Below are 23,576 nucleotides of genomic sequence, written 5' to 3' on the forward strand. Positions count from 1 at the left end.
GACCCCGGACTTCCAAGAGCCAGTATTACGCCTCGTCACATTTTCCGGGGCATGCAATCGGCACCAGCAGCCTTGATGGCACTGCATAGCCGAGACGCTTCCGCGTTGTTCGCCAACGGCCCAGCCTGCAACCTGGTCATTGCTCCGCCTTTCACCAGAAAAAGCTGATAGGCCGACAGGCCAGCCACTTTGCCGCGCAGACTGGTCCAAAGCGCGCGGGCGCGGGCTTCTTCGCTAAATGCTCCCAGCTGTACGCGCCAGGGTCCGCTGGCTGCCACCTTGGGCTCTGGCGTCTTGCTGGCCTTCGCCTTTTCAACGACTGGCTTCGGCGTTTGGGCGGCGGCCACGGCGGCCTTGGGCGCATCAGATTTCGGCTTCGGCAATGGCTTGACGGGCGCAGGCTTTTCCGGAGTGCGCGCAGGTCGCAGATCGGCGCTCGCCATCGACGGCGCTTCTTCGCGCAGAATGGGCATGGCGGACAGGCGGCCATTGGCTTCCGCCAGCGCCGCTACCTCGTTCTGGCCCATCTCCCGCGCCAGCGCGAGCCCCTGCTGACGTTGATCATCAGGGATATATTTATCCATCTGCTTCAGGCTGGCCGTCGCCTGCGCCAGGCCCGCCGCCGCCGCCCGGCTCATCAGGGCATAGGCGCGGGGCCAGTTCTTGGTCGTCAGATCTCCGTTAAAAAGGGCCGTGCCGACGATATATTGGGCGCGCGGTTCGCCCCGCGCCGCGGATCGCTGCAGATAGGGAAGGGCGCTCGCACGCTCCCCTTGCTGAAACATCAGCAGGCCGAGATTGTCCTCGGCCCGAACGTGCCCCTGCGCGGCGGCCTTCCGATACCAATCGAGCGCGACGGCCATGTCGGCTTTGACACCGCGTCCAAGCTTGTTCGCCTGGCCCATGTTGAATTGCGCATCAGGATCGCCTGCCTGCGCAAGCGGCCGCCAGACGCTGACGGCTTTTTCATAATCACCCTGCTGCCAGGCATCGACCCCGGCTTTTACATCGGCAAGGGCAGGCGGCGCCAGACTCAGCATCGTTGCGGCGGCCAAGATGCCCCAGATGTACTTCATGTGCATGTGCTCCTGAAAGAACAGCGTAGCCCCAGCCTATGAGCGAACAAGGTTAACGCTCGCTTAGCATTAGAAGGCGCATTCTTCATACCATGCTTCCTTTTGAAGGATGCGCCGAAGTTAACCAATTTTTAGGTGCCGCCGTGGCAGTCCAATAGGCAATTGGATTTTCTGGGGGAAACGCGCGTGCGCATACTCGCATTGGCATCGCAAAAAGGCGGATCGGGGAAGACCACCTTGTCCGGTCACTTGGCCGTTCAGGCGCAAAGGGCAGGCGCTGGCCCGGTCGTCCTGATCGACATCGATCCCCAGGGGTCTCTTGCCGACTGGTGGAATGAACGTGAGGCCGAATTTCCCGCCTTCGCCCAGACGACGGTCGCGCGTCTTGCAGCCGATCTTGAAATTCTGCGTCAGCAGGGCTTCAAACTTGCGGTGATAGATACGCCCCCGGCGATCACCATGGCCATTCAAAGCGTCATCTCCGTCGCCGAACTGATCGTGGTGCCGACCCGTCCCAGCCCTCATGACCTGCGCGCTGTTGGTGCGACGGTGGACCTGTGCGAACGGGCAGGCAAGCCGCTGATCTTCGTGGTCAACGCCGCTACGCCGAAGGCGCGGATCACATCGGAAGCTGCTGTGGCGCTTTCCCAGCATGGCACAGTTGCGCCGGTAACACTGCATCATCGCACCGATTTCGCCGCATCGATGATCGACGGCCGCACGGTGATGGAGGTTGATCCCAACGGCCGTTCGGCGGGCGAGGTCACGCAATTGTGGACCTATGTCTCCGACCGTCTGGAAAAGAATTTCCGTCGCACGGTCTTCTCGGTGCCCAACGGCACGGCGGGCACCAGCGGTGCGGTTCGTCCAGCGACGGGTGGCTTCGGCCGCCGCGTCGTAGGTCAGTAAAGGGAGGGAAGACATCATGGCCGAACCCAAGCCACTCGCTTCGCTGACCTCCGGACTTCTCGCCCGCAAGGGCGCTGCCCAGCCCGCCATGCGCCGCCCGATAATGGGCTTTGGCCATCAGGCAACGGCAGCGCTGCTCCAGGATGATCTGGGCTGGAACGACATGGGCTTCGATGTGACCGAGCCTGAACCGGTCCCTGCTGAACCTCGCGCCGTTGTCGGACTTACCCCGATGACGCTGCCGCCGGTAGCCGCGCCCATCCCTTCCGTCGTTGTCGAGCGAGAGGAATTGGCCGAGCGCATGGAAGAAGCGGTCAAGACGATCGCTCCCGCCATCCGCACCGGAACCAAAGGCCGCAAGGCCGCCTTCACGCTGCGGCTGGACGCGGATCGGCATCTGAAGCTTCGCCTTGCGAGCGCCGTCGCGGGCCGTTCTGCCCAACAGATGGTGACCGAAGCACTCGATATTTTCCTCGCCAGCCTGCCGGAAATCGACCGGCTCGCGCAGCAACTGCCGCGCGACGAAGCAGAGTAAGAAGGATCAAGCCATGAAGCGCAGCGCTCTTTCCAAGGCGGCACTTTCGTCGCTGATCGTTGGAACCACGATGGTCGGCTGCACCGGCGCGGCATTCCGTCCGTCTGCCATCGCAGCGGCCAAGGAGGATCCCAGCCGTGCGACAGCAGCCATCGACAAGGCCCTGCTCAGCCGGGATGGCGTTCGCGCAGTCGCGGCGGCAGAGGCGGCGGTCCAAGCTGCTCCACAAGACGCAAATTATCGGCAGTTGCTGGGCCGCGCCTATATCGCGAGTGGCCGTCTCATTTCCGCCGAAACCGCGCTCACCGACGCCATGACCCTTGGCAATCGCGATTCCCGCACGATCGTCAGCCTCGCCCTGGTGAAGGTAGCGCTTGGGAAGAATGATGCTGCGCGCGAGCTGCTCGCAACCAATTCAGACGTCGTTCCCGCGAGCGACTATGGACTCGCCATGGCAATGGCTGGCGACGCGGCAGAGGGTGTTCGCATCCTGTCCGAAGCCATTCACGATCCCTCAGCCACCGCGCGCACGCGCCAAAATCTCGCCTATGCCTATGCGCTGGCGGGACGGTGGAAGGATGCGCGCGTGATGGCGGGCCTCGACCTCGAACCGCTCGCCGCCAATCAGCGCATCGCTCAGTGGGCGCAGACCGCTGCTCCCGATTTCGCGCAGCAGCGCATTGCCGGTCTGATGGGCATAGCCGTTGATGGCAGCGACGCGGGCCAGCCCGTCGCGCTCGCCCTCGCGACCGAAGCCGCGCCCGTTCAGATGGCAGAGGCCAGTGCGGCCGAAACGCCGACCGCTTCCGTCGCCGAGGAGGTTGCCCCCGAAGCGACGCAGCAGGAACCGGTTCAGCAGGCGGTCGCCTTCACGCCTTATGTCGCTCCGGCGGTGCCCTTGAAAGTATCTCATGCTCCGGCAAAGGCCGCAGGGCTCCGCCGGCAGGCAGTCGCTCGCGCTCCGCTCGCGGCTCGCCCAGCACTTCGTTTCGATGGCAATGGGAACAGCCCGTGGGTCGTTCAACTTGGCGCCTATGCAAACGCTGCGATCGCCAAGGAGAAATGGTACGACATCGCCCGCCGGAACAGCGCGATAGCCGCGTTGCCGGTCCTCACCAGCCAGATTACCGTGAACGGCGTCAGCTATGCCCGTCTTGCGGTCAGCGGCTTTGACGATCGCGGGGAAGCGACGGCGCTATGCCACGCAATCCGCGCTCGCCGTGGCCAATGCTTCGTTCGGGAAAAAGCCCCCGGCGCGGCGCCGCAGCGGTGGGCGCTGGCATCCAAGCCGCGCCAGTTCGCTTCGCGCTGACTTAACGTCTTTCAGATCGATGACCTCATCCCCTCATGGGGATGGGGTTTGTCGTGTTTGCGCTCTTTCGAGACAGCAAAGGGCGTCGCTTCGGCGGCGAGCAATTCATCTCTACAGTCTCAACATAAGAAGCGACGCAGCGATATTCCGGCAAGCGAATATGCGCGCGCCTTGTCCGCCCGCTCGGACGAATTCCGCTACTTTCCGCAAATTTCTGGAGCCGCCCAATTGGGCGAAAGTGGCTCCCCGAGTAGGATTCGAACCTACGGCCATTCGATTAACAGTCGAATGCTCTACCGCTGAGCTATCGGGGAGCAGCCCGGCTCTCGCTGGGCAGGCCGCGCCTATAGCAGCGAGATTCTTCGGATGGCAAGGACAGAATTGCGAATTTTTTCAGGCGATGAATTGTTCCGCTGCGATCCGGTCATCCAACGTATGTTCGGGGTCGAAAAGGAGGGTGAGAGGCGTCCCTCGATCGATCTGCACCTCGACCTCGGCGACGTCACGGACTTCGCGCTGATCCGCGACCGCGCTAACGGGGCGCTTCACCGGATCAAGCACGGTGAAACGGATCGCCGTGCTTTCAGGCAGGATCGCCCCACGCCAGCGGCGGGGACGAAAGGGGCTGATCGGCGTCAACGCGACCAGGCCCGAACCCAGCGGCAGGATAGGACCATGCGCGGACAGATTATAGGCCGTAGAGCCAGCAGGCGTTGCGACCAGCACGCCGTCGCATACCAGTTCAGTGAGCGCTGTTCGGCCATTTACATGGACTTCCAGCTTCGCCGTCTGGCGCGTCTCACGCAGCAGCGACACTTCATTGATGGCGGGAATCGAAAAGCGTTCGCCATCGACGGTATCGACCGTCATGCGCAACGGATTGACCTTGAAAAGCTTGGCCGCCTCGATCCGCTGTTCCAGCCGTTCCAGCCGCCATTCGTTCATCAGGAAGCCGACCGTGCCAAGGTTCATTCCGAACACAGGCATGATCCGGCGGTTCTCCAGCATGGAATGCAACGTTTGCAGCATGAACCCGTCGCCACCCAGCGCGATGATCATGTTCGCCTGTTCCACAGGGACGAACTCATAGGCGGCGCGAAGCCGTTCTTCGGCGGCCTTCGCAGCTTGGGTGGGGGACGCCAGAAGGGCGCGCCGCGGTTCCTCGGTCATCCGCCCGTTACACTCATGTGGCGGCTAACCGCTGCGGTCGGCGCATCGCCGCCGATGCGAAAATCATGCTTGGCTGGCTTCAAACGCAGCGCACGATCGATCAGTGGTTCGACCGCCCCGATGCCACCTTCACGGAAGGCGGTCTTAAGGTCGACATGATCCTCATGTCCCAGGCACATGAATATCTTCCCTTCGCAGGTCATGCGCATACGGTTGCAATCTGCACAGAAATTGTTGGTCAGGGGCGTAATAAGCCCCAATTTCACACGCATCCCGTCAACCGCATGATAGCGCGAAGGCCCGCCCGTGCGATGCTCGATGGGCCGCAATTCACGCTGCTGCCGCAGTTGTTCCACTACTTCCGTCAGCGGCAGATAATGATCAGTGCGATCCTCGCCAGTCTCGCCCAGCGGCATCGTCTCGATCAATGTCAGGTCGAATCCCTGCTGGTTGCACCAGTGGAGCATCGGCAGGATTTCATCATCATTGATGCCCTTCAGCGCCACCATGTTGATCTTGACCGCGAGACCCGCCGCCTTCGCCGCCGCCAGCCCCTCAAGAACCGGCCGGATGTCCCCATTGCGCGTGACATGGGCGAACCGCTGGGGATCGCGGCTGTCGAGGCTGACATTGATCCGCCGCACGCCCGCGTCGAAAAGCGCCTCCGCATGCTGGGCCAGCCGCGTGCCGTTGCTGGTCAACGTCAGTTCGTCCAGCCCGTCGCCCAAATGGCGTCCAACGCGCCGCACGAGATCGATAATGTCCCGTCTGACCAGCGGTTCGCCACCAGTCAGCCGGATCTTGCGAACGCCACGAGCGATGAAGAGGTCGGCAAGCAGCGCGATCTCCTCCAGCGTCAGCACCTGATCCTTGGGCAGGAAGGTCATGCGCTCCGCCATGCAATAGCGGCAGCGCAGGTCGCACCGATCCGTGACCGAAATCCGCAAATAGCTGATCCGGCGACCCAACGCATCGGTCATGCCCGTGCGCCGAAGATCGGGCTTGTTCATGCTCGACTAGCTAGGCCATGGCAAAGTCCGGTGCAAGCACTGCCGGTTGCAGGAGCGTGAACGGGTCGCTAACGCCTGTCTGCTATATGCCCGCCATGCGCTGTACCCCGGGAGTTTTGATGTGAGCGGTGAATCCGCACTGCATGGACAGCGCAGCCTTTTCATTCTGTCGCCCGGTGACAGGGATGGCTTGTCGCGTGCGGCTGGTCTGGCTGGCTGGCGTGCCATCGCGGCCCGGCGCACGAAGGATGCGGCGCAACGGTTCCTGCATAGCGATGCGCAGATCGCCCTTGTCGACATGCGCGATGCGGCGGACGGAGCCAGCGGCCTCATTGATGCCTTTTCCCCGGCCTTAGAGGCGGGCGGTGGAGCGCTCATCGCCCTGATCGACGCGCAGACGCTGGGGTCTGTCACGGCGCTGCTGGAAGCGGGGGCGACCCATTTTCTCGCCGCTCCATTTTCAACCGATCAGTTGCGGGCGACGCTCGCTTCGGCACAACGGCTCGTGGACCGTCTGGGCGGCGGAACGGTGCCTAGCCAGCGCGCCCAGCGTATTCGCCGTGGCGACGCGCTATTCTGGGAATTGGAGCGGGGAGGGCGATCCCTGCGTCTCAGCGACAATCTTGCCCGGCACCTCAACCTCGATCGCCAGACGATCAGCCCTGCGCAGTTTGCTCGCTGCCTGCCGCGCGCAGAACGGCGGTCGGTTATTGCGGGCTTGCGCGGCATGATGCGATCGGGTCGGCCAGAATCCTTTGCCCATGCGGCGCCGGGGAGACCGGGCGACCGGCTCGTTCATCATCTCCGCCTGATCGACGGCGTCGTGGCTGCCGATGTCGAGTGGTTGTCTGATATGCATGGGGACGATGCGACGGGCCGGGACGACCTGACCGGCCTTCGCTCGCGGCAGGCGGCGCTTGAGTGGTTGGAAAAGCGTTCCGGCCTTGCCACCACGATCCTCCTGCTCTCGATCAGTCAGTTCGACCGCATGAACGCCGCCTATGGTCAGGTGGTCGGCGACGCCCTGCTCGGCCGGATTGCGAGGAGGATCGAGCGGATGGCGGCAGACGCCGCGCCCGGCGCTATCGTGGCCCGCATCGCCGGGACCGAATTTCTCGTCGGCCTCACGGGCGAGGCAGCTGCCAGTGACCGAGCAACCTTCCTCGCGCGCCAGTTAATCGGCGTCATCGTCCGGCCTTTCAGCGCGGGGGACCACCTAATCCGCCTGACGGCCCGCTGCGGCATCGCTCAGTCGCGAGCAGACGATGATGCAACCCGACTGCTCCGGCGGGCGGGAACCGCTCTGGCGGACGCGCGGGCAGGGGGCGGAGAGGGTATCCGTATCTTCTCGGCCGAAAAGCGCAGCCGTCAGGTCGATGCCGACCAATTGGAAACCGACCTGCGCCTTGCGCTCCACCGGGGAGAAATCGGCATCGTCTTCCAGCCGCAATATCCGGTAGGGGGCGATCACATGACGGGGGTGGAGGCGCTCGCCCGCTGGAACCACCCTCAATATGGCCCACTCGGCGCGGGCATGCTTTTCGCGACTGCCGAACGATCTGATTATATGCTTCCGCTTTCGGCCCACATTCAGGCCGAAGCGCTGCGTCAGGCGGCGGCCTGGCCCCGGACGCTCTCGCACCTTCGTTTGTCGATCAACGTGACCGCCGCCGACATCGCGCAGCCGGGCTTCATGTCGCAGTTCCTCAACCTCGTTGACGAAAGCGGCTTTCCCCGTTCACGCCTGACAGTTGAGATCACCGAAAGTGGCCTTATCGAAAATATCGCTGCGGCCACCGCGCTCCTTACCGCTCTTCGCGCGGAGGGTCTGGCGGTAGCGGTCGATGACTTTGGCACCGGCTATTCCAGCCTTGCCTATCTGAAGAGCCTCCCGCTCGACTATCTCAAGATCGATAGTGGCCTGGCCCAGGACATTGCGGGCACTGCCCGCGACCGGATCGTGGTGCGGGGGGTCATCCACATGGCCAAGTCCCTCGGTATGAGCGTCATCGCCGAGGGGGTCGAGACCCAGCAGCAACTCGACCTGCTGGCGCGCGAAGGTTGCGACTATTATCAGGGCTTTCTGCGATCCGCCGGGATATCCTCCGCTGAACTGGCCGCGATGGCGCTGAAGGGCTGAGGCAGCCTAAAAGGCGATTCCCGCCCGGCCGATCAGGGTTGCTCCTGAGTGACGCGCCTCGCCATCGATGCTGCTGTTCGCATAACGCACGCCCGCAAACCATTGCCGCTTCAGATAATCGATGCTGATCCCGTGGTCCCAATATGTGCCATCAGGCCGCAGGCGGGCGGCATCGTCCACATCTCGGGTCCGGCCGCTCGAACGACCGACATGCGCCGAGACGGTGAACGGCGTGCCGGGGATACCCGCAGATGCCGAAGCCGAGAGGTAAAGATTATCTCCGCCAATCGAGCTTTGCGGTGGTGCATAGCTGGCGTTGACGTCGATATTTGCCGGGCCGATCAGGAATCCTGCACCAGCGCCAACCTCGCCATATCCCTGTCCCGACGCGCCGGGAAACAGGTGATAAACCCCCTTCGCAGAAAGCCGCCATGCGCCCATTTGCCGGGCATAAGATGTGCCAAGGTCCACCACGGCATCGGCTCCACGGTGACGGCTGCTGTTCCATAAGGATGTCGCGGTGGCATCGAAGCTCAATCCCTCCGTCGCCTGTATGGCGATTGTTCCCCGCACGACCGGGTCGCCATCGCTCCAGCTCAACCCCCGCCTGCGTTCATCACTTGCAACCTCGGCGGTAGCCGAAAACCGGTCAGCATATTGCGCGAAGGCGGGGGAAGAAGTGGCGGCCAGCATGATTGCCGCCGCCACCATCAAGCGTGCGTCAGTTTGAGGCAAGATTGCGAACCGCATCAAGTTCAGCGATCAACGGCGCGCGATCCTTCTCGGCCACCGCCACCAGATGTTCGCGGATCGCCGCGTCATGCTCTGCCATATTGCGTTCACCCGATTTGCGGCCGGGGGTACATGCCCCATGCTCGCTGCCGGAAAAACGCTTGTCATGGGAAACCGTGCGGGCCAGCGCCGGACTATGATTGAGTGCGCGGTCCACTATGACCGTCGCGGTCCAATGGCACCGTTGCATATCCATGCGGTTGGGCGTTTTCGCACCGACCGTCTTGGTCGTGAACTCTAAGCGAGCCGAATAATTGGCTTGCACCGGCGTTCCGCCATGGTCGATCTGCACGCTGTGCGTGGCGGCAACTGCTGCCATCGCTACGAAGGTCGAAATCATGTCAATCTCCTGCTCGATGCCGGACTTTGCTGTCCAGTCATCGACGGAGCATTTAGATGGCTGATGTTGCTGTTACTTTGCTGACGCACGACAAAGCGGTGCTGGCGAGAGGCGCAATCTCACGGCCATCCACTGTCAGCTAGCCGACTTCGCCAACCCCTTTGACAATTGCAGCACTCCGTTCAGCCGCGCCGCCGGGTCTGCCCAGGCGCGATTGACCACGACCTTGCTATCCGGCCGCAACCGCGCCACGCCATTAAGCCGCTGGATATAGGCGACCAGTCCTTCCGGCTTGGGGAAGCGGTCTTCGAAGAAGCTGACCAGCGCGCCCTTCGGTCCCACATCGATCTTCGAGATATTGGCCGTCACGCAATTCTGCTTGATCTCGATGATCTTGAACAGGTTCTGCGTCGGCGTCGGCAGCTTGCCGAACCGGTCGATGAGTTCCGCGGCAAAAGCCTCCAGCCCCTGCCGATCCTCAACCTCGTTCAGGCGGCGATACAGCCCCATGCGCAGGTCGAGATCGGGCACATAATCTTCGGGAATGAGGATCGGCGCATCGACGCTGATCTGCGGCGAGAAGCTTTCCCGTTTCTCGATCCCGGCGCCGCCTGCCTTGGCCTCAAGGATCGCGTCCTCTAGCATCGACTGGTAGAGTTCGAACCCGACTTCCTTGATATGGCCCGATTGCTCGTCACCCACCAGATTGCCCGCGCCGCGAATGTCGAGGTCGTGGCTCGCCAGCTGGAACCCGGCGCCCAGCGTATCGAGGTCGGACAGCACCTTCAGCCGCTTTTCCGCCGTTTCGGTAATCACCTTGTTCGCGGGCGTCGTGAAATAGGCATAGGCCCGCGCCTTCGACCGCCCCACGCGCCCGCGAAGCTGGTAAAGCTGCGCCAGCCCAAACCGATCCGCGCGGTGAATGATCAACGTATTGGCCGAGGGAATATCAAGGCCGCTCTCAACGATCGTCGTCGACAGCAGCACATCATAACGCTTGTCGTAGAAGGCCGACATGCGCTCCTCAACCTCAGTAGCGCTCATTTGGCCATGGGCGACGATCGGCTTCACCTCCGGCACTTCTGTTCGCAGGAACTCCTCCACCTCGGTCAGGTCGGCAATGCGCGGCACGACGAAGAAGCTCTGCCCCCCGCGATAATGTTCGCGCAGCAAGGCCTCGCGGATGACAACCCCGTCCCAGGGCATGATGTACGTCCGCACCGCCAGACGATCGACCGGCGGTGTCTGGATCACGGACAGTTCCCGCAAGCCCGACATCGCCATTTGCAATGTCCGGGGGATCGGCGTTGCCGTCAGCGTGAGCACATGAACATCGGTCTTCAGGCTCTTCAACCGCTCCTTGTGCGTGACGCCAAACCGCTGTTCCTCGTCCACGATGACGAGGCCCAGCCGTTTGAACTCTAGCCCCTTCGCCAACAGCGCATGGGTGCCTACGACAATATCGATCGTCCCATCGGCCAGCCCGGCCTTCACCGCCTTCGCTTCCTTGTCCGGCACCAGCCGCGACAGCCGTCCGATATTCACCGGAAAGCCTCTGAACCGCTCCTCGAAATTCATATGATGCTGCCGGGCGAGCAGGGTGGTCGGGCAGATCACCACCACCTGCATCCCCGCCATCGCCGCCACGAAAGCGGCCCGCAAAGCCACCTCGGTCTTGCCGAAGCCCACATCGCCGCACACCAGCCGGTCCATCGGCCGCCCGGCGCCCAAATCCTCGACCACGTCCATGATCGCGCGGTCCTGATCTTCGGTCTCCTGATAGGGGAAGCGATCGACAAAGGCCGGATAGCCCGCGCTATCCGGCTCCGCCACCGTCGCCGCCCGGAGCGCGCGCTCGGCCGCCGTCTTGAGTAACTCACCCGCAATCTCGCGGATGCGCTCCTTCATCTTGGCCTTGCGTCGCTGCCACGCCTCGCCGCCCAGCCTGTCGAGGCTCACCCCCTCGCTGTCGGAGCCATAGCGGGAGAGAACCTCCAGATTCTCCACCGGCACATACAGTTTGTCCCCGCCCGCATATTCCAGCGCCACGCAGTCATGCGCGGCCTTGGCCACCGGTATCTGCGTCAGCCCCTCATAGCGCCCGATCCCATGGTCCATATGCACCACCAGATCGCCCGGCGAGAGCGTCGCCAGTTCCTGCAAAAAGGCGTCGGCATTCTTCTTCCGCTTGGCCCGCCGCACCAGCCGGTCGCCCAGCATGTCCTGCTCGGTCAGCACCGCCACATCGGGCGCGGTAAAGCCATGGTCCAGCGGCAGGACGGTCAGCACCGTGCTGCCCCCCGCAGCGATCCCCAGCGCCTCTTGCCAGCTATCCGCCGCCGCGACCCGTTTCAGCCCATGATCGACCAGCAGCCCCGAAAGCCGCTCCCGCGCGCCCCCGGAGTAGCTGGCGATGACGACTTTCTTCTTCGCCCGCTGGAGGGAAGCGATATGCTTCCCCACCGCCTCATAGACATTGGCGTTCTGCGCCCGCTCCGGCGCGAAATCGCGAGGCCCATCGACGGCGAAATCGATGACGGAGGCGCTTTCCGGTTCATGAAACGGCGTGGTCGCATGCATCGGCCATTCGCGCACGATGCCGTCCCATTCTTGCTGCTCCAGATACAGCGCCTTCGGCTCCAGCGGCCGATAAGCCCCCGGATCGGACGACTTCGCCTGCACCCGATTGGCGTGATAGTCCCGGATCGCCTCGAACCGAGCCTCCGCCGCGCCCGCCACGCCATGATCCAGCACGACCACGGTATCGTCGCCCAGATGCTCGGTCATCGGCACCAGCCGTTCCTCGAACAGCGGCAGCCAATGCTCCATCCCTGCCAAGCGCCGCCCGTCGCTCACCGCCTGATAGAGCGGATCGCCGGTCGCCGTGGCCCCGAACGTCTCGCGATAGCGCCCGCGAAACCGCTTGATCGTCTCTTCATCCAGCAAAGCTTCGGAAGCGGGAAGAAGGGTGAAGCCCTCCACACTCCCGCTGGTCCGCTGGTCCGCCGGGTCGAAGCGCCGCACAGTCTCGATCTCGTCGCCAAAGAAATCGAGCCGCAGGGGCTGTTCCTCACCACCGGGAAACAGATCGACTATGCCCCCGCGAATGGCGAACTCGCCCCGGTCATGCACAGTATCGGTGCGGACGTAGCCATTGGCCTGCAACATCTCTGCGAGCCGCGAAATCGCTATCCGCTCCTTGGGCGCGAGCTTCGCCACCAACTGCCGCACGCGGAAAGGCGTCAGCGTCCGCTGCGTCAACGCATTGAGCGTTGTCAGGACAAGCTGCGGCCCCTTGGGCTTCCCCTGCAACGCATAAAGCCCCGCCAGACGCGCCGAAGCCGTCCGCAGCGAAGGACTGGCCCGGTCATAGGGAAGGCAGTCCCAAGCCGGGATTTCGACAATCTCGATCTCCGGCGCAAAATAATGCGCCGTATCTGCCACCGCTCGCATGAGTTGCTCATCCGGCGCGACGAACAAGGCGCGCGAAGGCGCTGCCCGAGCGATGTCCGCGAGCAACCATGGCTGGAATCCCGCCGGAACCCCGGAAAGGGTGATGGGGGAGGAGGCTTTGAGGATTTTCAGAAGGTCGGTCATCTACATCTCAGTCCCCCTCCCGCAAGCGGGAGGGGCTAGGGGTGGGCAATCCAGCAGAGGCGGCGCAGGCCCACCCCGCTGCGACTAGCCGAACCTGTGGCCCGGCAAGTCTCACTGCCCCTCCCGCTTGCGGGAGGGGAGAAGAAGTCACTTCCTCCCAATCTCCACAAAATCCATCTTCACAAACTTGTCCCACATTGGTCCGCGCCATTGCTCGGGCAACGGCAACGTCCCCAAGGCCCAAGCCATGATGTCGGCATCCTGTTCCTCGATAAACCGCTCGAACCAGTCGATCTCCTCCGCGCCCCACTCGGCATGGTAGCGATCGAAAAATCCACCCACCGCCAAGTCCGCTTCCTTGATGCCGCGATGCCAGGCACGGAATTGCAGGCGGCGGATGCGGGGATCTTCGTTCACAATTTGTTCCTTGCGCGGACATGCCGAATACACCGATCAGATGTTTGCGCATCGTCCCGGCTGGGCTAGATGGCGTCAGATAGCCATGCGACCCGATATCCTCAACCCACTCTTCACCGAAATCGAAGCCCTGAAGGGCGTCGGCCCCGCGCTTGCCAAGCCGCTGGAGCGCTTGGGGCTGGCCCGCGCCGTCGATGTCCTATTCCACCTGCCGGTCAGCTTTGTCGATCGCCGCATGGTGGACGAGTTGATCCTGTCCGACTCAGGCCGGGTCATCGGCATAGAACTCACGCCTACCGACTACCGCGCCTCCGGCAGCGCCCGCGCGCCTTTCCGCGTCATCGCGCAGGACAGGGACGGCAATACGGTCGCGCTGGTCTATTTCGGCCGCAACAGCGCCTGGCCCCGCAAGCTGCTGCCCTTGAACGAACCCAAATTCATCTCCGGCAAGCTGGAGGCCTATGGCGAAAATCTCCAGATCGTCCACCCCGACTATGTCCTTCCGCCTGAGGAAGCCTCCACCATCCCGGCGCGAGAGCCAGTCTATGGCCTTTCCGAAGGGCTCACCAATAACCGCCTGCGCGACCTCGTAGGGCAATCACTGAGCCGCGCCCCAGATCTCCCCGAATGGATCGAACCCAGCCTGCTCGCCCAAAAGGGCTGGCCGACATGGCACGAGGCGCTCACCCGCATCCACGCCGACCCCAGCGATGCCAAGGCCCGCGAGCGCCTCGCCTATGATGAAATTTTCGCAGGCCAACTCGCGCTCATGCTGGTCCGCCAATCCTCCCGCAAGCGCCGGGGCATCCCCATCGAGGGGGACGGCCGTCTTCGCGCCATGCTCGAACTCCCCTTCGCCCCGACCGGCGCGCAACGCCGCGCCTTCGGAGAGATTGAAGGCGACATGGCGCAGCCCGTCCCCATGCTCCGCCTCCTGCAAGGCGACGTCGGTTCGGGCAAAACCCTTGTCGCCCTCATGGCCCTCCTCAACACGGTTGAGGCAGGCGCTCAAGGCGCACTCCTCGCTCCGACAGAAATCCTCGCGCGCCAACATTATGAAACGCTGCGCAAGATGGCGTCCGGCCTCCCGGTCAGCATCGCCATTCTCACCGGCCGCGAAAAGGGCAGGGTGCGCGAATCCACCCTGATGGGTCTCGCCGATGGCAGCATAGACATCCTCGTCGGCACCCACGCCATCTTCCAGGACGCCGTCCGCTACAAAAATCTCGCCCTCGCGGTGATCGACGAACAGCACCGCTTCGGCGTCGCCCAGCGCATGATGCTGGCCGCCAAGGCCGAGCGCACGCCGCACCTGCTGGTGATGACCGCCACCCCGATCCCCCGCACGCTGACGCTCACCTATTATGGCGAAATGGACGTCTCCCGCCTGGACGAAATGCCTCCCGGCCGCCAGCCGATCCAGACCGTCGTCATGTCCGCGAACCGTCTCGATGAAGTGGTCGAAGCACTCGCCCGCCACATCGAAACCGGCGGCCAAGCCTATTGGGTCTGCCCCTTGGTCGAGGAAAGCGAAACCAGCGATCAGGCCGCCGCCGAAGCCCGCGCCGAAATGCTGAAAATGCGCTTTGGCGATCTCGTCGGCCTTGTCCACGGCCGCATGAAAGGCCCGGAAAAGGACGCCGCGATGGAGGCTTTTTCCACCGCCTGCACAAAAATCCTCGTCGCCACCACCGTCATCGAAGTCGGCGTCGATGTCCCCAATTCCAATCTCATCATCATCGAAGGCGCCGACCGCTTCGGCCTCGCGCAGCTCCACCAGCTGCGCGGCCGGGTAGGGCGCGGCCAGAACCACAGCGTCTGCATCCTGCTGCGAGGCGGAGCCTTGAGCGAAACCAGCCGTGCTCGGCTAGCGCTCATGCGCGAAACCAATGACGGCTTTCGCATCGCCGAAGAGGACCTCCGCCTCCGTGGCGCAGGCGAAATCCTCGGTACGCGGCAATCAGGCGAAGCGCAGCTGAAGATCGCGACGCCGGAACATCTGTCCGCCCTGCTCGACAGCGCACGCGATGACGCACACCTCTTGATTGACCGGGACGGCGGACTGAACGAAGCGCGCGGTCAAGCGGCCAGAACCTGCCTTTACCTGTTCGAACGAGATGCTGCGGTGGGATTGCTCCGAAGCGGCTAATTCGCGCGGCCTGCTCAGCGCGCGCAATGCGGGGATCGCCTTCGACCTGCGCGAGGCAATGATGTACTTCCTGCGCACCGAAATGCCGGAGGCGCTAGTCCGGTCACGTCAACGGATCGAAGCGGATCAGGGCTTTGAGCAGCTCCTTACCAGGCGGTCTGCCGTGGCGGGATGAGCGACAGCATGGCCTCATAGACTTGCGGATCAATGGGTTGGCAAAACTCCACCCCGACCCGGCCATCCTCTGACCATCGAACATCGGCCTGAACGTCCTTGACGACGGGCAGCCAGATGGCGACCCGTTCGCCAATCGTGATCTCTGCATCGGTTCGGCACATCAAGCCGAGTTCAGAGATGTTGATGACCCGGACGCCATGGGTTCGGCCTCGGGCAGAGATATGGCTGACCATATCCACCAGCACGCGGGGCGTGCGGCGCTGATTGATGGAAGGGTCCCGTGAACGGGCGACCTGGGCGAGGCTGGCGAGCACCGAAGACATGACCGGAGCTTAAGGTGAGGAAGGTGGCGCCTTCCTTACCAGCTTTACTTAATCCGCCTTTAACTCTCTAAAGTTTCAAGCAGTTACCAGCCCATGTTTCTTAGCGCCGAAGCTCACCTTGTCTCCGGGTTTCAGCGCCAGCATGGGGTCGCTCACGACCTCGCCATTGACGCGAATGGCGCCTTCGGCCAGCTTGCGCCGGACCTCTTTGTTGGAAGCGGCAAAGCCTAGTGCTGAGGTGCCCTGAACAATGGTTAGCCCGTCGGCCCCCACACTGATCGTCGGCAGATTGGCGTCCGAAGCGCCCTCTTCAAAGGTCTTGCGCGACGTTTCTGCGGCAGCAAGCGCAGCATCAGTGCCCCGGCACAGCGCCGTCGCCTCATTGGCCAGAACCTTCTTCGCCTCATTGATCTCCGCGCCCTGAAGCGCGGCCAACCGTGCGACCTCGTCCATCGGCAGGTCGGTGAACAGCCGCAGCCGGTTGGCGACGTCCGCGTCTGCCGTGTTCCGCCAGAACTGCCAATAATCATAGGTGGAAAGCTGATCTTCGTTCAGCCAGACCGCACCACCCACCGTCTTGCCCATCTTCGTGCCATCGGCATTGGTGAGCAGCGGCGTGGTCAGCCCGAACACCTGCGTCCCATCCACCCGGCGCGCCAGTTCGACGCCGTTGACGATATTCCCCCACTGGTCTGATCCGCCCATCTGCAACCGGCAGCTCGACCGCCGCGACAGCTCCAGAAAGTCATAGGCCTGAAGGATCATATAGTTGAATTCAAGGAAGGACAGCGACTGCTCACGATCCAGTCGCAGCTTCACCGAATCGAAGCTCAACATGCGATTGATCGAGAAATGTTGACCGATTTCCCGCAGGAACGGGATATATTCCAGCCGGTCGAGCCATTCGGCATTGTCGAGCATGATCGCGTCGGTCGGCCCGTCGCCGAAGGTCAGGAACCGTTCGAACACGCGCTTGATGCTCGCGACATTCTCCGCGATCGTCTCGGTGGTGAGCAGCTTGCGCGCCTCGTCCTTGAAGCTCGGATCGCCGATCTTCCCCGTGCCGCCGCCCATCAGGACGATCGGCTTATGCCCCGCCTTCTGCAACTGCCGCAGCATCATGATCGAAACGAGGTGCCCGACATGCAGGGACGGGGCCGTCGGATCAAAGCCGATATAGCCCGGCACGATCTGCTTGGCGGCAAGGCCGTCGAGCCCCTCCGCATCGGTCAGTTGATGGATGTAGCCACGTGCCTCCAGGAGGCGGAGCAGATCGGACGAGTAGCTGGTCATAATGCGGCGCCCTCTAGCATCACGACACAACAACGTCACTCCCCGTCATCCTGAACTTGTGTCTCGATCCATTCCGCTACACAGAATAGAGGAGAGCAAAAGGATCGAAGCGGTGACACACAGCCAACCCATGCTGGCGATCGGCCTCATGTCGGGCACTTCGCGCGACGGCATCGACGCCGCGCTCATCGAAACCGACGGAGAGGGCTTCAGCAATCCCGTCACCTTCCATGCCATGCCCTATCGGGAGGGCTTTCGCATTCGCCTGGCCGAAGCGTGCCAGCGCGCCATGGCGATGGACAAGCCGGACTTTGAGCCTCTCATTCAGTCCGTGGAAGCCGAACTCACCGAGCTTCATGTCGAGGCCGTCACCGATCTCCTCGCGCGCAGCGGGCATATAGCGCAGGATATCGCCGTTATCGGTTTCCACGGTCACACGGTTGCGCATCGGCCGGAATGGCGCTGGACATGGCAGATCGGCGATGGCCCCGCGTTGGCGGGAGCGTTCGGAATTCCCGTGGTAGGTGACCTGCGCAGCGCCGATGTTGCTGCAGGGGGGCAGGGCGCGCCGCTAATGCCTATCTATCACCGGGCCTTGGCGAACGATTTGCGCAAACCGACGGCTATCTTGAACCTGGGCGGCGTGGCCAACATCACCGCCATCGGAAATGATGGCGAACTCCTCGCCTTCGACACCGGCATGGCGAGCGGTCTGATCGACAATTGGATGCAGACGCATAGCGATCGGCCCTTCGACGAAAATGGCGCCACTGCTGCTCGCGGCCAAATCGATGAAGCGCGGCTCGACAGTTTGATGGCAGACCCCTGGTTCGACACGCTGCCTCCCAAGAGCATCGACCGTGAAGCCTTCACCCTCGATGCGATGCATGGCTTGTCGCTTGAGGATGGTGCAGCGACGTTGACCGCGTTCACCGCCAGGGCGGTTGCCCGCGCGCTTGACCATCTCCCGTCCCGGCCGTCCTCCATCTATGTCGGCGGAGGTGGCCGCCACAACGCGACCCTGATGGGGATGCTGGCCGCTTTCACCAGCGCAGAGGTACGCCCGGTCGATGATCTCGGCTGGGATGGCGACGCCCTTGAGGCGCAGGGCTTCGCCTATATGGCGGTGCGCCATCTCAAATCCTTGCCGATCAGCTTTCCCGGCACCACCGGCGTTCCCGTCCCAATGACGGGCGGCGTCCTCTTCGATCCTGCCTGACGCAGCTTACCGCTTTCGCGTCAGTTCCCGCATCCCGTCATCGATGCCCTCAAGGGTCAGCGGATACATGCGCTGGCTCATGATCTCCCGGATCATTCGCGTCGATTGGCTATAGTCCCAATGGTCGCGCGGGGTCGGGTTCAGCCACACGGCAGCCGGATAGGTATGCAGCAACCGGCTCATCCACACCGCGCCGGGTTCCTCGTTCATATGTTCGACGGAACCGCCGGGATAGCTGATCTCATAAGGGCTCATCGCCGCATCGCCAACGAAGATGACCTTATAGTCATGCCCATATTTATGCAGGATATCCCATGTTGGAATACGCTCTGAAAAGCGGCGCCGATTGTCCTTCCACACGCCTTCATAGAGGCAGTTGTGGAAATAGAAGAACTCCATGTTCTTGAACTCGGTCGTCGCGGCGGAAAACAGTTCCTCGCAAAGCCGGATGAACGGGTCCATTGATCCGCCAACGTCCAGGAATAGCAGCAGCTTGACCGCATTGTGCCGCTCGGGCCGCATCCGTATGTCGAGCCAACCTTGCCGAGCTGTGCCCCGGATAGTCCCTTCCAGGTCCAGCTCATCCGCTGCCCCCTCGCGCGCAAAGCGTCGCAGCCGCCGCAACGCCACCTTGATGTTGCGCGTGCCCAGTTCCTTGCTGCTGTCGAGGTTCTGGAACTCACGCTTTTCCCAGACCTTGATCGCGCGCTTGTGCCTGCTCTCGCCGCCGATCCGCACGCCTTCGGGATTATAACCGCCATTGCCAAAGGGCGAAGTCCCGCCTGTGCCGATCCACTTGTTTCCGCCTTGATGGCGTCCCTTCTGCTCCTCCAGACGCTTCTTCAGCGTCTCCATGATCTCGTCCCAGCTGCCGAGAGACTTGATCTTCTCCATCTCCTCAGCGCTCAGATATTTCTCCGCGACGAGGCGCAGCCACTCCTCGGGAATTTCGGCCTCGACGCCGCTCGCAACCAGCACGCCCTTGAAGACCTTGGCGAAGACCTGATCGAACCGGTCGATCAGCCCTTCATCCTTCACATAGGTCGCCCGCGCGAGATAATAGAATTCTTCAGGCCGTTGACCGATCACGTCACGGTCCAGCGCCTCCAGCAAAAGCAGATGCTCCTTGATGCCAGCGGGAATGCCCGCAGCCCTGAGCGCGTCGAGAAAGTTCAGCATCATGATGACCGCCTTGTCTGACAGCCCTGCCATGGATGCAAGGGGCTGCGCATGGTTGATCAAATGTTAAGTGTTGCATCGCATCGTTAATAAGGCACTATTCACAGGCGGGCGGTTTGGGGTGGCACTCCTTGAAAAATGAGCATTTATTGACCGATCTGGGTGAGCGTTCCGGCGACGTTGCGCTGCAATGCAGCGAGACGGCGGGCTTCCTCGGGGAACTTACTCGGCGCATTCAATCCGACTCGCTCCGCCTCTCACAGTTGCAAACCAATATGGAGGCTCTGGCGGTCAGCCAGAATGAAAGCGTGGTGGCGGCTCAGGAACTCAGCCTCACGTCCCGGCGTGCTGCCCGCATCATTGCCGAAGGGCATGAAGCGATCACCCAGTCTCTCGCCCAGGTTGCAGGGCTGGTCGACCATGTCACGGGGCTGGAGGGAAGGCTTCGTCAGTTTCTCGGGGTCATCGAAGCCGTCGGCGGCATATCCGATCAACTCGGCGCGATCGCACGCCAAACGCGGCTGCTGGGCGTCAACGCCGCGATCGAAGCGGCGCGCGGTGGGGAGGCGACGCAGGGCTTTGCTGTCGTGGCCGACGAAATCCGCCGCCTCGCCGGGCAAGCGGGCGAGTCCGCGGCATCGGTCGGTGACAAGCTCGGCCAGCTCGACCGCGACGCGCGCCATCTGATCAGCGGCGTCGAAGCCAATATCGGACGTGGCCGGGACGTCAGCGCCCATATCGACACATTGAGCGTCACCATGGCGGAAATCGCCTCGCTCGTGACGCAATTTGGCGAGCGTTCCCACGCCATCGTCACCTGCACCGATGAAGCCGACGCCGACGTAGGTGCGCTACGTGCGGGCCTTACCAACTTCAGCGACTCCGCTGCCGAAAGCACCCAGCGCGTCGAAATGGCCAAGGCCCAGCTTGAGCAGCTTGAGGGCATGGCAAACGACATGCTCAACACCGCCGCTCATGGCGGGCATCAGACGCGCAACAGTCGCTACATTGCCTATGCCGAAGATGGCGCGGCAGAAGTGTCGCGCCTGATCAATGACGCCCTGGCAGCGGGTGAACTGACGCCATCGGCGCTATTCGACAGCAATTACCGCCCGATCCAAGGCTCCCACCCGCCGCAATATGAAAATGGCTTCATGGTCTTTGCCGACCGCGTCCTCCGCCCAATTCTGGATCGCCAGACCGGGCAGGATAATGCCATCGTCGGTTGCTGCCTGATCGATATGAACGGCTATCTGCCCACGCACATCACGTCGCGAAGCCAGCCTCAGCGGCCGGGCATGCCGGAATGGAACATGGAATATGCCCGTAACCGGCAGATTTTCATGGACAGCCAGACCCGCCGCGCGCTCGATGGTGAGGGAGACTTTTTCCTTTTCACCTATCGTCAGGACCTTGGCGAAGGCCGCTATCGCGCGCTTCGCAGCGTGTTCGTTCCGCTAATCTTCGAAGGCCGCCGCTGGGGCCTGTATGAGGTCGGCTACCTCATCTGATCCCGTCAGTTCGCCGCGCCCTGGCGCACTATGACCTCCCCATTGGCGGCGTAGGCAGCAGTCGTCCGCGCCTGCGCCGTCTGAGGGTCCTTGCCATCGAGAATCTTTGCGATCTGCCGAGAACTCGGTACGCGGTCATAAACGCCGTAAAGCTTCGTCTCGCCGACCGAATGTATCGATAGCTGATAGCCCTTGCCGTCAACTGCTGGATCGAAGGCAAGCACCGTGCCCGCATCGTCGATCGGCACGATGACCGATCCGCCAGACGCACCCTGCTGCGCCAGAACATCATAGCTGCCTTCGCTAGTCTGCACCTGTCCCCGGACGCAGAAGGACCCGGCCACCTCCCGAACGGCGCGGACATCAGCCGCTGCGACAGGAAGGGAAGCGGTAAGTTGCGCATCCCGGTCATCACCCGCCGGGCAGTCGGCGAACCGCACCGGAGAGACTGGCCGTACCGCAGCCGCATCATCGAAATGCAAGCCGCCGAGCAACCCGTCCAGCCCTGCCAATACCTCCTTGCGCCGTTCACTCGGACCTGTGACGCGCAGCTTCACGAGCCAGCGTCCGGCCTGCGCAAAAGCTGCTGCCGTGGTCAGCGCCCCGTCGGCCGCATCATCATAAACAGCACGGATCGCGCGGCCATCTTTGCCCTGCAACGGAACGCCTTCATAAGCAGTGCGGCGTGTCTTCGGTCCAAAACGATCCGTCACCGCGCGGTCGGTCATGTAAGCGGCGATCGACGCGTCGGCATAGCTGGGCAGATAGACGTACAAAGTCGCCTGCACCGCCCCATCCTCCGACAGATATTGGGCATAATTGTCGATGCCCTTGCCGCCGTTCGTAACCTCTCCACTTTTGGACAGGGAAAGCCCCGCGATGGTCTGCGGCAGGCTGATCCCCGAGGCGCGGGCGCGAAGGCTCCCATCGCTCGCTACCCACGCTTCCTGCACATCGGCACCCTGCGCCAGTGCGGGCACCGGCAAAGCCAAGAGGATCGGCAACAGCGACAAGGAGAATTTCGGCATAGGCATCCTTCCCATTTCACGCCGTCTTGTCGCGGCTCTGAAATTTATGGGGGAAGGTTGAGCGAAACCGCAAGGCTAAGGCAAGCGGCCTTTTATGCGACCGGCGGAATCTGCGCCGGATAATGCGGCAGTTCCGGGTCCAGATGCGCCCAGTGCGGGGCAGCATCCGTCCAGATCACCGCCTGCGGCCCCAGCAGGTCCGGATCATCCAGCGCGCCAGCCCTGATGAAGGTCAGGTGCGGCCGCGACTCGGCAATGCTGAACAGGGGTGTTCCGCATTGGGGGCAAAAGCCACGGCGCATCCTGTTGCCGCTGTCGGCAATGCTCTCATGCCAACGAACCTCGCCCTCGCTTTGCACCTTCTCCGTCGAAAAGCAGACATTGACCGTGCCTGATCCCCCGCCGAGATATTGGCACAGCCTGCACCAGCACATGCGCGCCGCCATAGGTTCCGCATCGATCTTGATGCGCACCGCTCCGCACAGACATCCCGCTTCATGCGTCATGCGCGCCTCCGTCATTGCGCCGGGCAGGGCAATCCCAGCCTTTAGCGCCCCTGCCGTCGCGCCATGAATGCCAGACGTTCGAACATCATGATATCCTGCTCATTCTTAAGCAGGGCGCCATGAAGCGGCGGAATGGCCTTGGTCGGATCGCGATCCTGCAACACCTCCAGCGGCATGTCTTCATTGAGTAGCAGCTTCAGCCAATCGAGCAACTCGCTGGTGGACGGCTTCTTCTTCAGGCCCGGCACATCGCGTATCTCGTAGAAGAGGTCGAGCGCGCGGCTGACCAAAATCTTCTGGATGCCCGGGAAATGGACATCGACAATGGCCTGCATCGTCTCCCGGTCGGGGAACTTGATATAGTGGAAGAAGCAGCGCCGCAGGAAAGCGTCGGGCAGCTCCTTTTCATTGTTGGACGTGATGACCACCACCGGCCGTTCCTGCGCCGCGACCGTCTCGCCCGTTTCGTAAACGTGGAAAGCCATGCGATCGAGTTCCTGCAACAAGTCGTTGGGAAATTCGATGTCGGCCTTGTCAATTTCGTCGATCAGCAGCACGGGCAGGGTGGGGGAGGTGAACGCCTCCCACAGCTTGCCCTTGCGGATATAGTTGCCGATGTCGTGCACGCGCGGGTCGCCAAGCTGGCCATCGCGGAGCCGCGCCACGGCATCATATTCATACAGGCCTTGATGCGCCTTGGTCGTCGATTTGACGTTCCATTCGATCAGCGGCGCGTCGAGTGCCTTGGCGATTTCTTGCGCCAGCACGGTCTTACCGGTCCCCGGCTCACCCTTCACTAGCAGCGGGCGGCGCAGCAGCACCGCAGCGTTCACCGCGACCTTCAGGTCGTCGGTGGCGACATAATCTTCCGTACCTTCAAACCGCATGAATCT

20 protein-coding genes, 1 tRNA gene and 1 pseudogene are annotated in these 23,576 nt (G+C 62.7%); 8 read left to right on the top strand and 14 right to left on the bottom strand.

Translation table 11 applies throughout. The annotated features are described in order from the left end of the window. Positions 1-35: 35 nt before the first annotated feature. Positions 36-1,082, bottom strand: a complete 1,047-nt coding sequence (locus ACZ5TH_RS04120; protein ID WP_464794710.1) for an SPOR domain-containing protein — start codon at positions 1,080-1,082, stop codon at positions 36-38. 180 nt (positions 1,083-1,262) lie between these two features. On the opposite strand from ACZ5TH_RS04120, the gene ACZ5TH_RS04125 reads away from it, so the two are divergent. From ACZ5TH_RS04125 to ACZ5TH_RS04135, 3 genes are read left to right on the top strand one after another with little or no spacing between them, the layout of a single operon-like run. After that, complete coding sequence (locus ACZ5TH_RS04125; protein WP_449472118.1) at positions 1,263-1,985, top strand: AAA family ATPase; 723 nt, start codon at positions 1,263-1,265, stop codon at positions 1,983-1,985. 16 nt (positions 1,986-2,001) lie between these two features. Further along, positions 2,002-2,520, top strand: coding sequence for a hypothetical protein (locus tag ACZ5TH_RS04130; protein ID WP_196226278.1), 519 nt, complete (start codon positions 2,002-2,004; stop codon positions 2,518-2,520). 13 nt (positions 2,521-2,533) lie between these two features. Next, a complete protein-coding gene (locus ACZ5TH_RS04135; RefSeq protein ID WP_464794711.1) occupies positions 2,534-3,832 on the top strand; it encodes an SPOR domain-containing protein in 1,299 nt (432 codons plus the stop codon). Positions 3,833-4,071: 239 nt separating this feature from the next. Here ACZ5TH_RS04135 and ACZ5TH_RS04140 read toward each other — a convergent pair. The 3 genes from ACZ5TH_RS04140 to moaA form a co-directional block, all read right to left on the bottom strand. Beyond that, a tRNA-Asn gene (locus ACZ5TH_RS04140) sits at positions 4,072-4,146 on the bottom strand. A gap of 79 nt (positions 4,147-4,225) precedes the next feature. Next, positions 4,226-5,002, bottom strand: a complete 777-nt coding sequence (locus ACZ5TH_RS04145) for an NAD kinase (protein WP_196226276.1) — start codon at positions 5,000-5,002, stop codon at positions 4,226-4,228. Next, positions 4,999-6,012, bottom strand: a complete 1,014-nt coding sequence (gene moaA, locus ACZ5TH_RS04150) for a GTP 3',8-cyclase MoaA (RefSeq protein WP_464794712.1) — start codon at positions 6,010-6,012, stop codon at positions 4,999-5,001. The genes ACZ5TH_RS04145 and moaA overlap by 4 nt, the downstream gene beginning before the upstream one ends. 121 nt (positions 6,013-6,133) lie before the next feature. Between moaA and ACZ5TH_RS04155 the strand changes: the two genes are divergently transcribed. Continuing rightward, a complete protein-coding gene (locus tag ACZ5TH_RS04155; protein WP_464794713.1) occupies positions 6,134-8,152 on the top strand; it encodes a putative bifunctional diguanylate cyclase/phosphodiesterase in 2,019 nt (672 codons plus the stop codon). 6 nt (positions 8,153-8,158) lie between these two features. On the opposite strand, the gene ACZ5TH_RS04160 is transcribed toward ACZ5TH_RS04155, so the two are convergent. From ACZ5TH_RS04160 to ACZ5TH_RS04175, 4 genes are all read right to left on the bottom strand, one after another. Continuing rightward, positions 8,159-8,902: a TorF family putative porin gene (locus ACZ5TH_RS04160; RefSeq protein WP_464794714.1), complete on the bottom strand. Its 744-nt coding sequence runs from the start codon at positions 8,900-8,902 to the stop codon at positions 8,159-8,161. Then, a complete protein-coding gene (locus tag ACZ5TH_RS04165) occupies positions 8,874-9,284 on the bottom strand; it encodes a hypothetical protein (RefSeq protein ID WP_464794715.1) in 411 nt (136 codons plus the stop codon). Before ACZ5TH_RS04165 ends, ACZ5TH_RS04160 begins: the two co-directional genes overlap by 29 nt. A 135-nt stretch (positions 9,285-9,419) precedes the next feature. Then, positions 9,420-12,881 carry a transcription-repair coupling factor gene (gene mfd, locus ACZ5TH_RS04170; protein WP_464794716.1) on the bottom strand — a complete coding sequence of 1,154 codons (3,462 nt, stop codon included), beginning with the start codon at positions 12,879-12,881 and terminating at the stop codon, positions 9,420-9,422. 147 nt (positions 12,882-13,028) lie between these two features. Further along, a complete protein-coding gene (locus ACZ5TH_RS04175) occupies positions 13,029-13,298 on the bottom strand; it encodes an FAD assembly factor SdhE (RefSeq protein ID WP_460987952.1) in 270 nt (89 codons plus the stop codon). An 85-nt stretch (positions 13,299-13,383) separates the two neighbouring features. On the opposite strand from ACZ5TH_RS04175, the gene recG reads away from it, so the two are divergent. Together recG and ACZ5TH_RS04185 are read left to right on the top strand one after the other, a co-directional pair. Further along, a complete protein-coding gene (recG, locus tag ACZ5TH_RS04180) occupies positions 13,384-15,447 on the top strand; it encodes an ATP-dependent DNA helicase RecG (RefSeq protein WP_464794717.1) in 2,064 nt (687 codons plus the stop codon). Beyond that, positions 15,434-15,622: pseudogene (locus ACZ5TH_RS04185) on the top strand (mechanosensitive ion channel family protein); the annotation flags it as partial. The gene recG and the pseudogene ACZ5TH_RS04185, both read left to right, overlap by 14 nt. Here ACZ5TH_RS04185 and ACZ5TH_RS04190 read toward each other — a convergent pair. Both ACZ5TH_RS04190 and tyrS read right to left on the bottom strand, forming a co-directional pair. Then, on the bottom strand, positions 15,594-15,947 hold the full coding sequence (locus tag ACZ5TH_RS04190; RefSeq protein WP_449472133.1) for a PilZ domain-containing protein: 354 nt from the start codon (positions 15,945-15,947) through the stop codon (positions 15,594-15,596). The pseudogene ACZ5TH_RS04185 and the gene ACZ5TH_RS04190 sit on opposite strands and share 29 nt — an antisense overlap. A 75-nt stretch (positions 15,948-16,022) precedes the next feature. Beyond that, positions 16,023-17,240 (bottom strand): tyrosine--tRNA ligase, encoded by a 1,218-nt coding sequence (gene tyrS, locus ACZ5TH_RS04195; RefSeq protein ID WP_464794718.1) that lies wholly within the window; start codon positions 17,238-17,240, stop codon positions 16,023-16,025. A 130-nt stretch (positions 17,241-17,370) separates the two neighbouring features. On the opposite strand from tyrS, the gene ACZ5TH_RS04200 reads away from it, so the two are divergent. Further along, complete coding sequence (locus tag ACZ5TH_RS04200) at positions 17,371-18,459, top strand: anhydro-N-acetylmuramic acid kinase (RefSeq protein ID WP_464795052.1); 1,089 nt, start codon at positions 17,371-17,373, stop codon at positions 18,457-18,459. 6 nt (positions 18,460-18,465) lie between these two features. On the opposite strand, the gene ACZ5TH_RS04205 is transcribed toward ACZ5TH_RS04200, so the two are convergent. Continuing rightward, entirely contained in the window at positions 18,466-19,641 is a 1,176-nt protein-coding gene (locus tag ACZ5TH_RS04205) for a vWA domain-containing protein (RefSeq protein WP_464795053.1), read from the bottom strand. Positions 19,642-19,769: 128 nt separating this feature from the next. Between ACZ5TH_RS04205 and ACZ5TH_RS04210 the strand changes: the two genes are divergently transcribed. Then, positions 19,770-21,149 carry a methyl-accepting chemotaxis protein gene (locus ACZ5TH_RS04210; RefSeq protein ID WP_464794719.1) on the top strand — a complete coding sequence of 460 codons (1,380 nt, stop codon included), beginning with the start codon at positions 19,770-19,772 and terminating at the stop codon, positions 21,147-21,149. 5 nt (positions 21,150-21,154) lie between these two features. Here ACZ5TH_RS04210 and ACZ5TH_RS04215 read toward each other — a convergent pair whose 3' ends face one another. The 3 genes from ACZ5TH_RS04215 to ACZ5TH_RS04225 all read right to left on the bottom strand — a co-directional run bounded on the left by ACZ5TH_RS04215 (position 21,155) and on the right by ACZ5TH_RS04225 (position 23,570). Continuing rightward, a complete protein-coding gene (locus ACZ5TH_RS04215; protein ID WP_464794720.1) occupies positions 21,155-22,177 on the bottom strand; it encodes a hypothetical protein in 1,023 nt (340 codons plus the stop codon). A gap of 92 nt (positions 22,178-22,269) precedes the next feature. Continuing rightward, a complete protein-coding gene (locus ACZ5TH_RS04220) occupies positions 22,270-22,683 on the bottom strand; it encodes a GFA family protein (protein ID WP_464794721.1) in 414 nt (137 codons plus the stop codon). Between the two features lie 41 nt (positions 22,684-22,724). After that, complete coding sequence (locus ACZ5TH_RS04225; protein ID WP_464794722.1) at positions 22,725-23,570, bottom strand: AAA family ATPase; 846 nt, start codon at positions 23,568-23,570, stop codon at positions 22,725-22,727. Positions 23,571-23,576 lie beyond the last annotated feature (6 nt).

This window comes from Sphingobium sp. TomTYG73 (genome assembly GCF_055394245.1).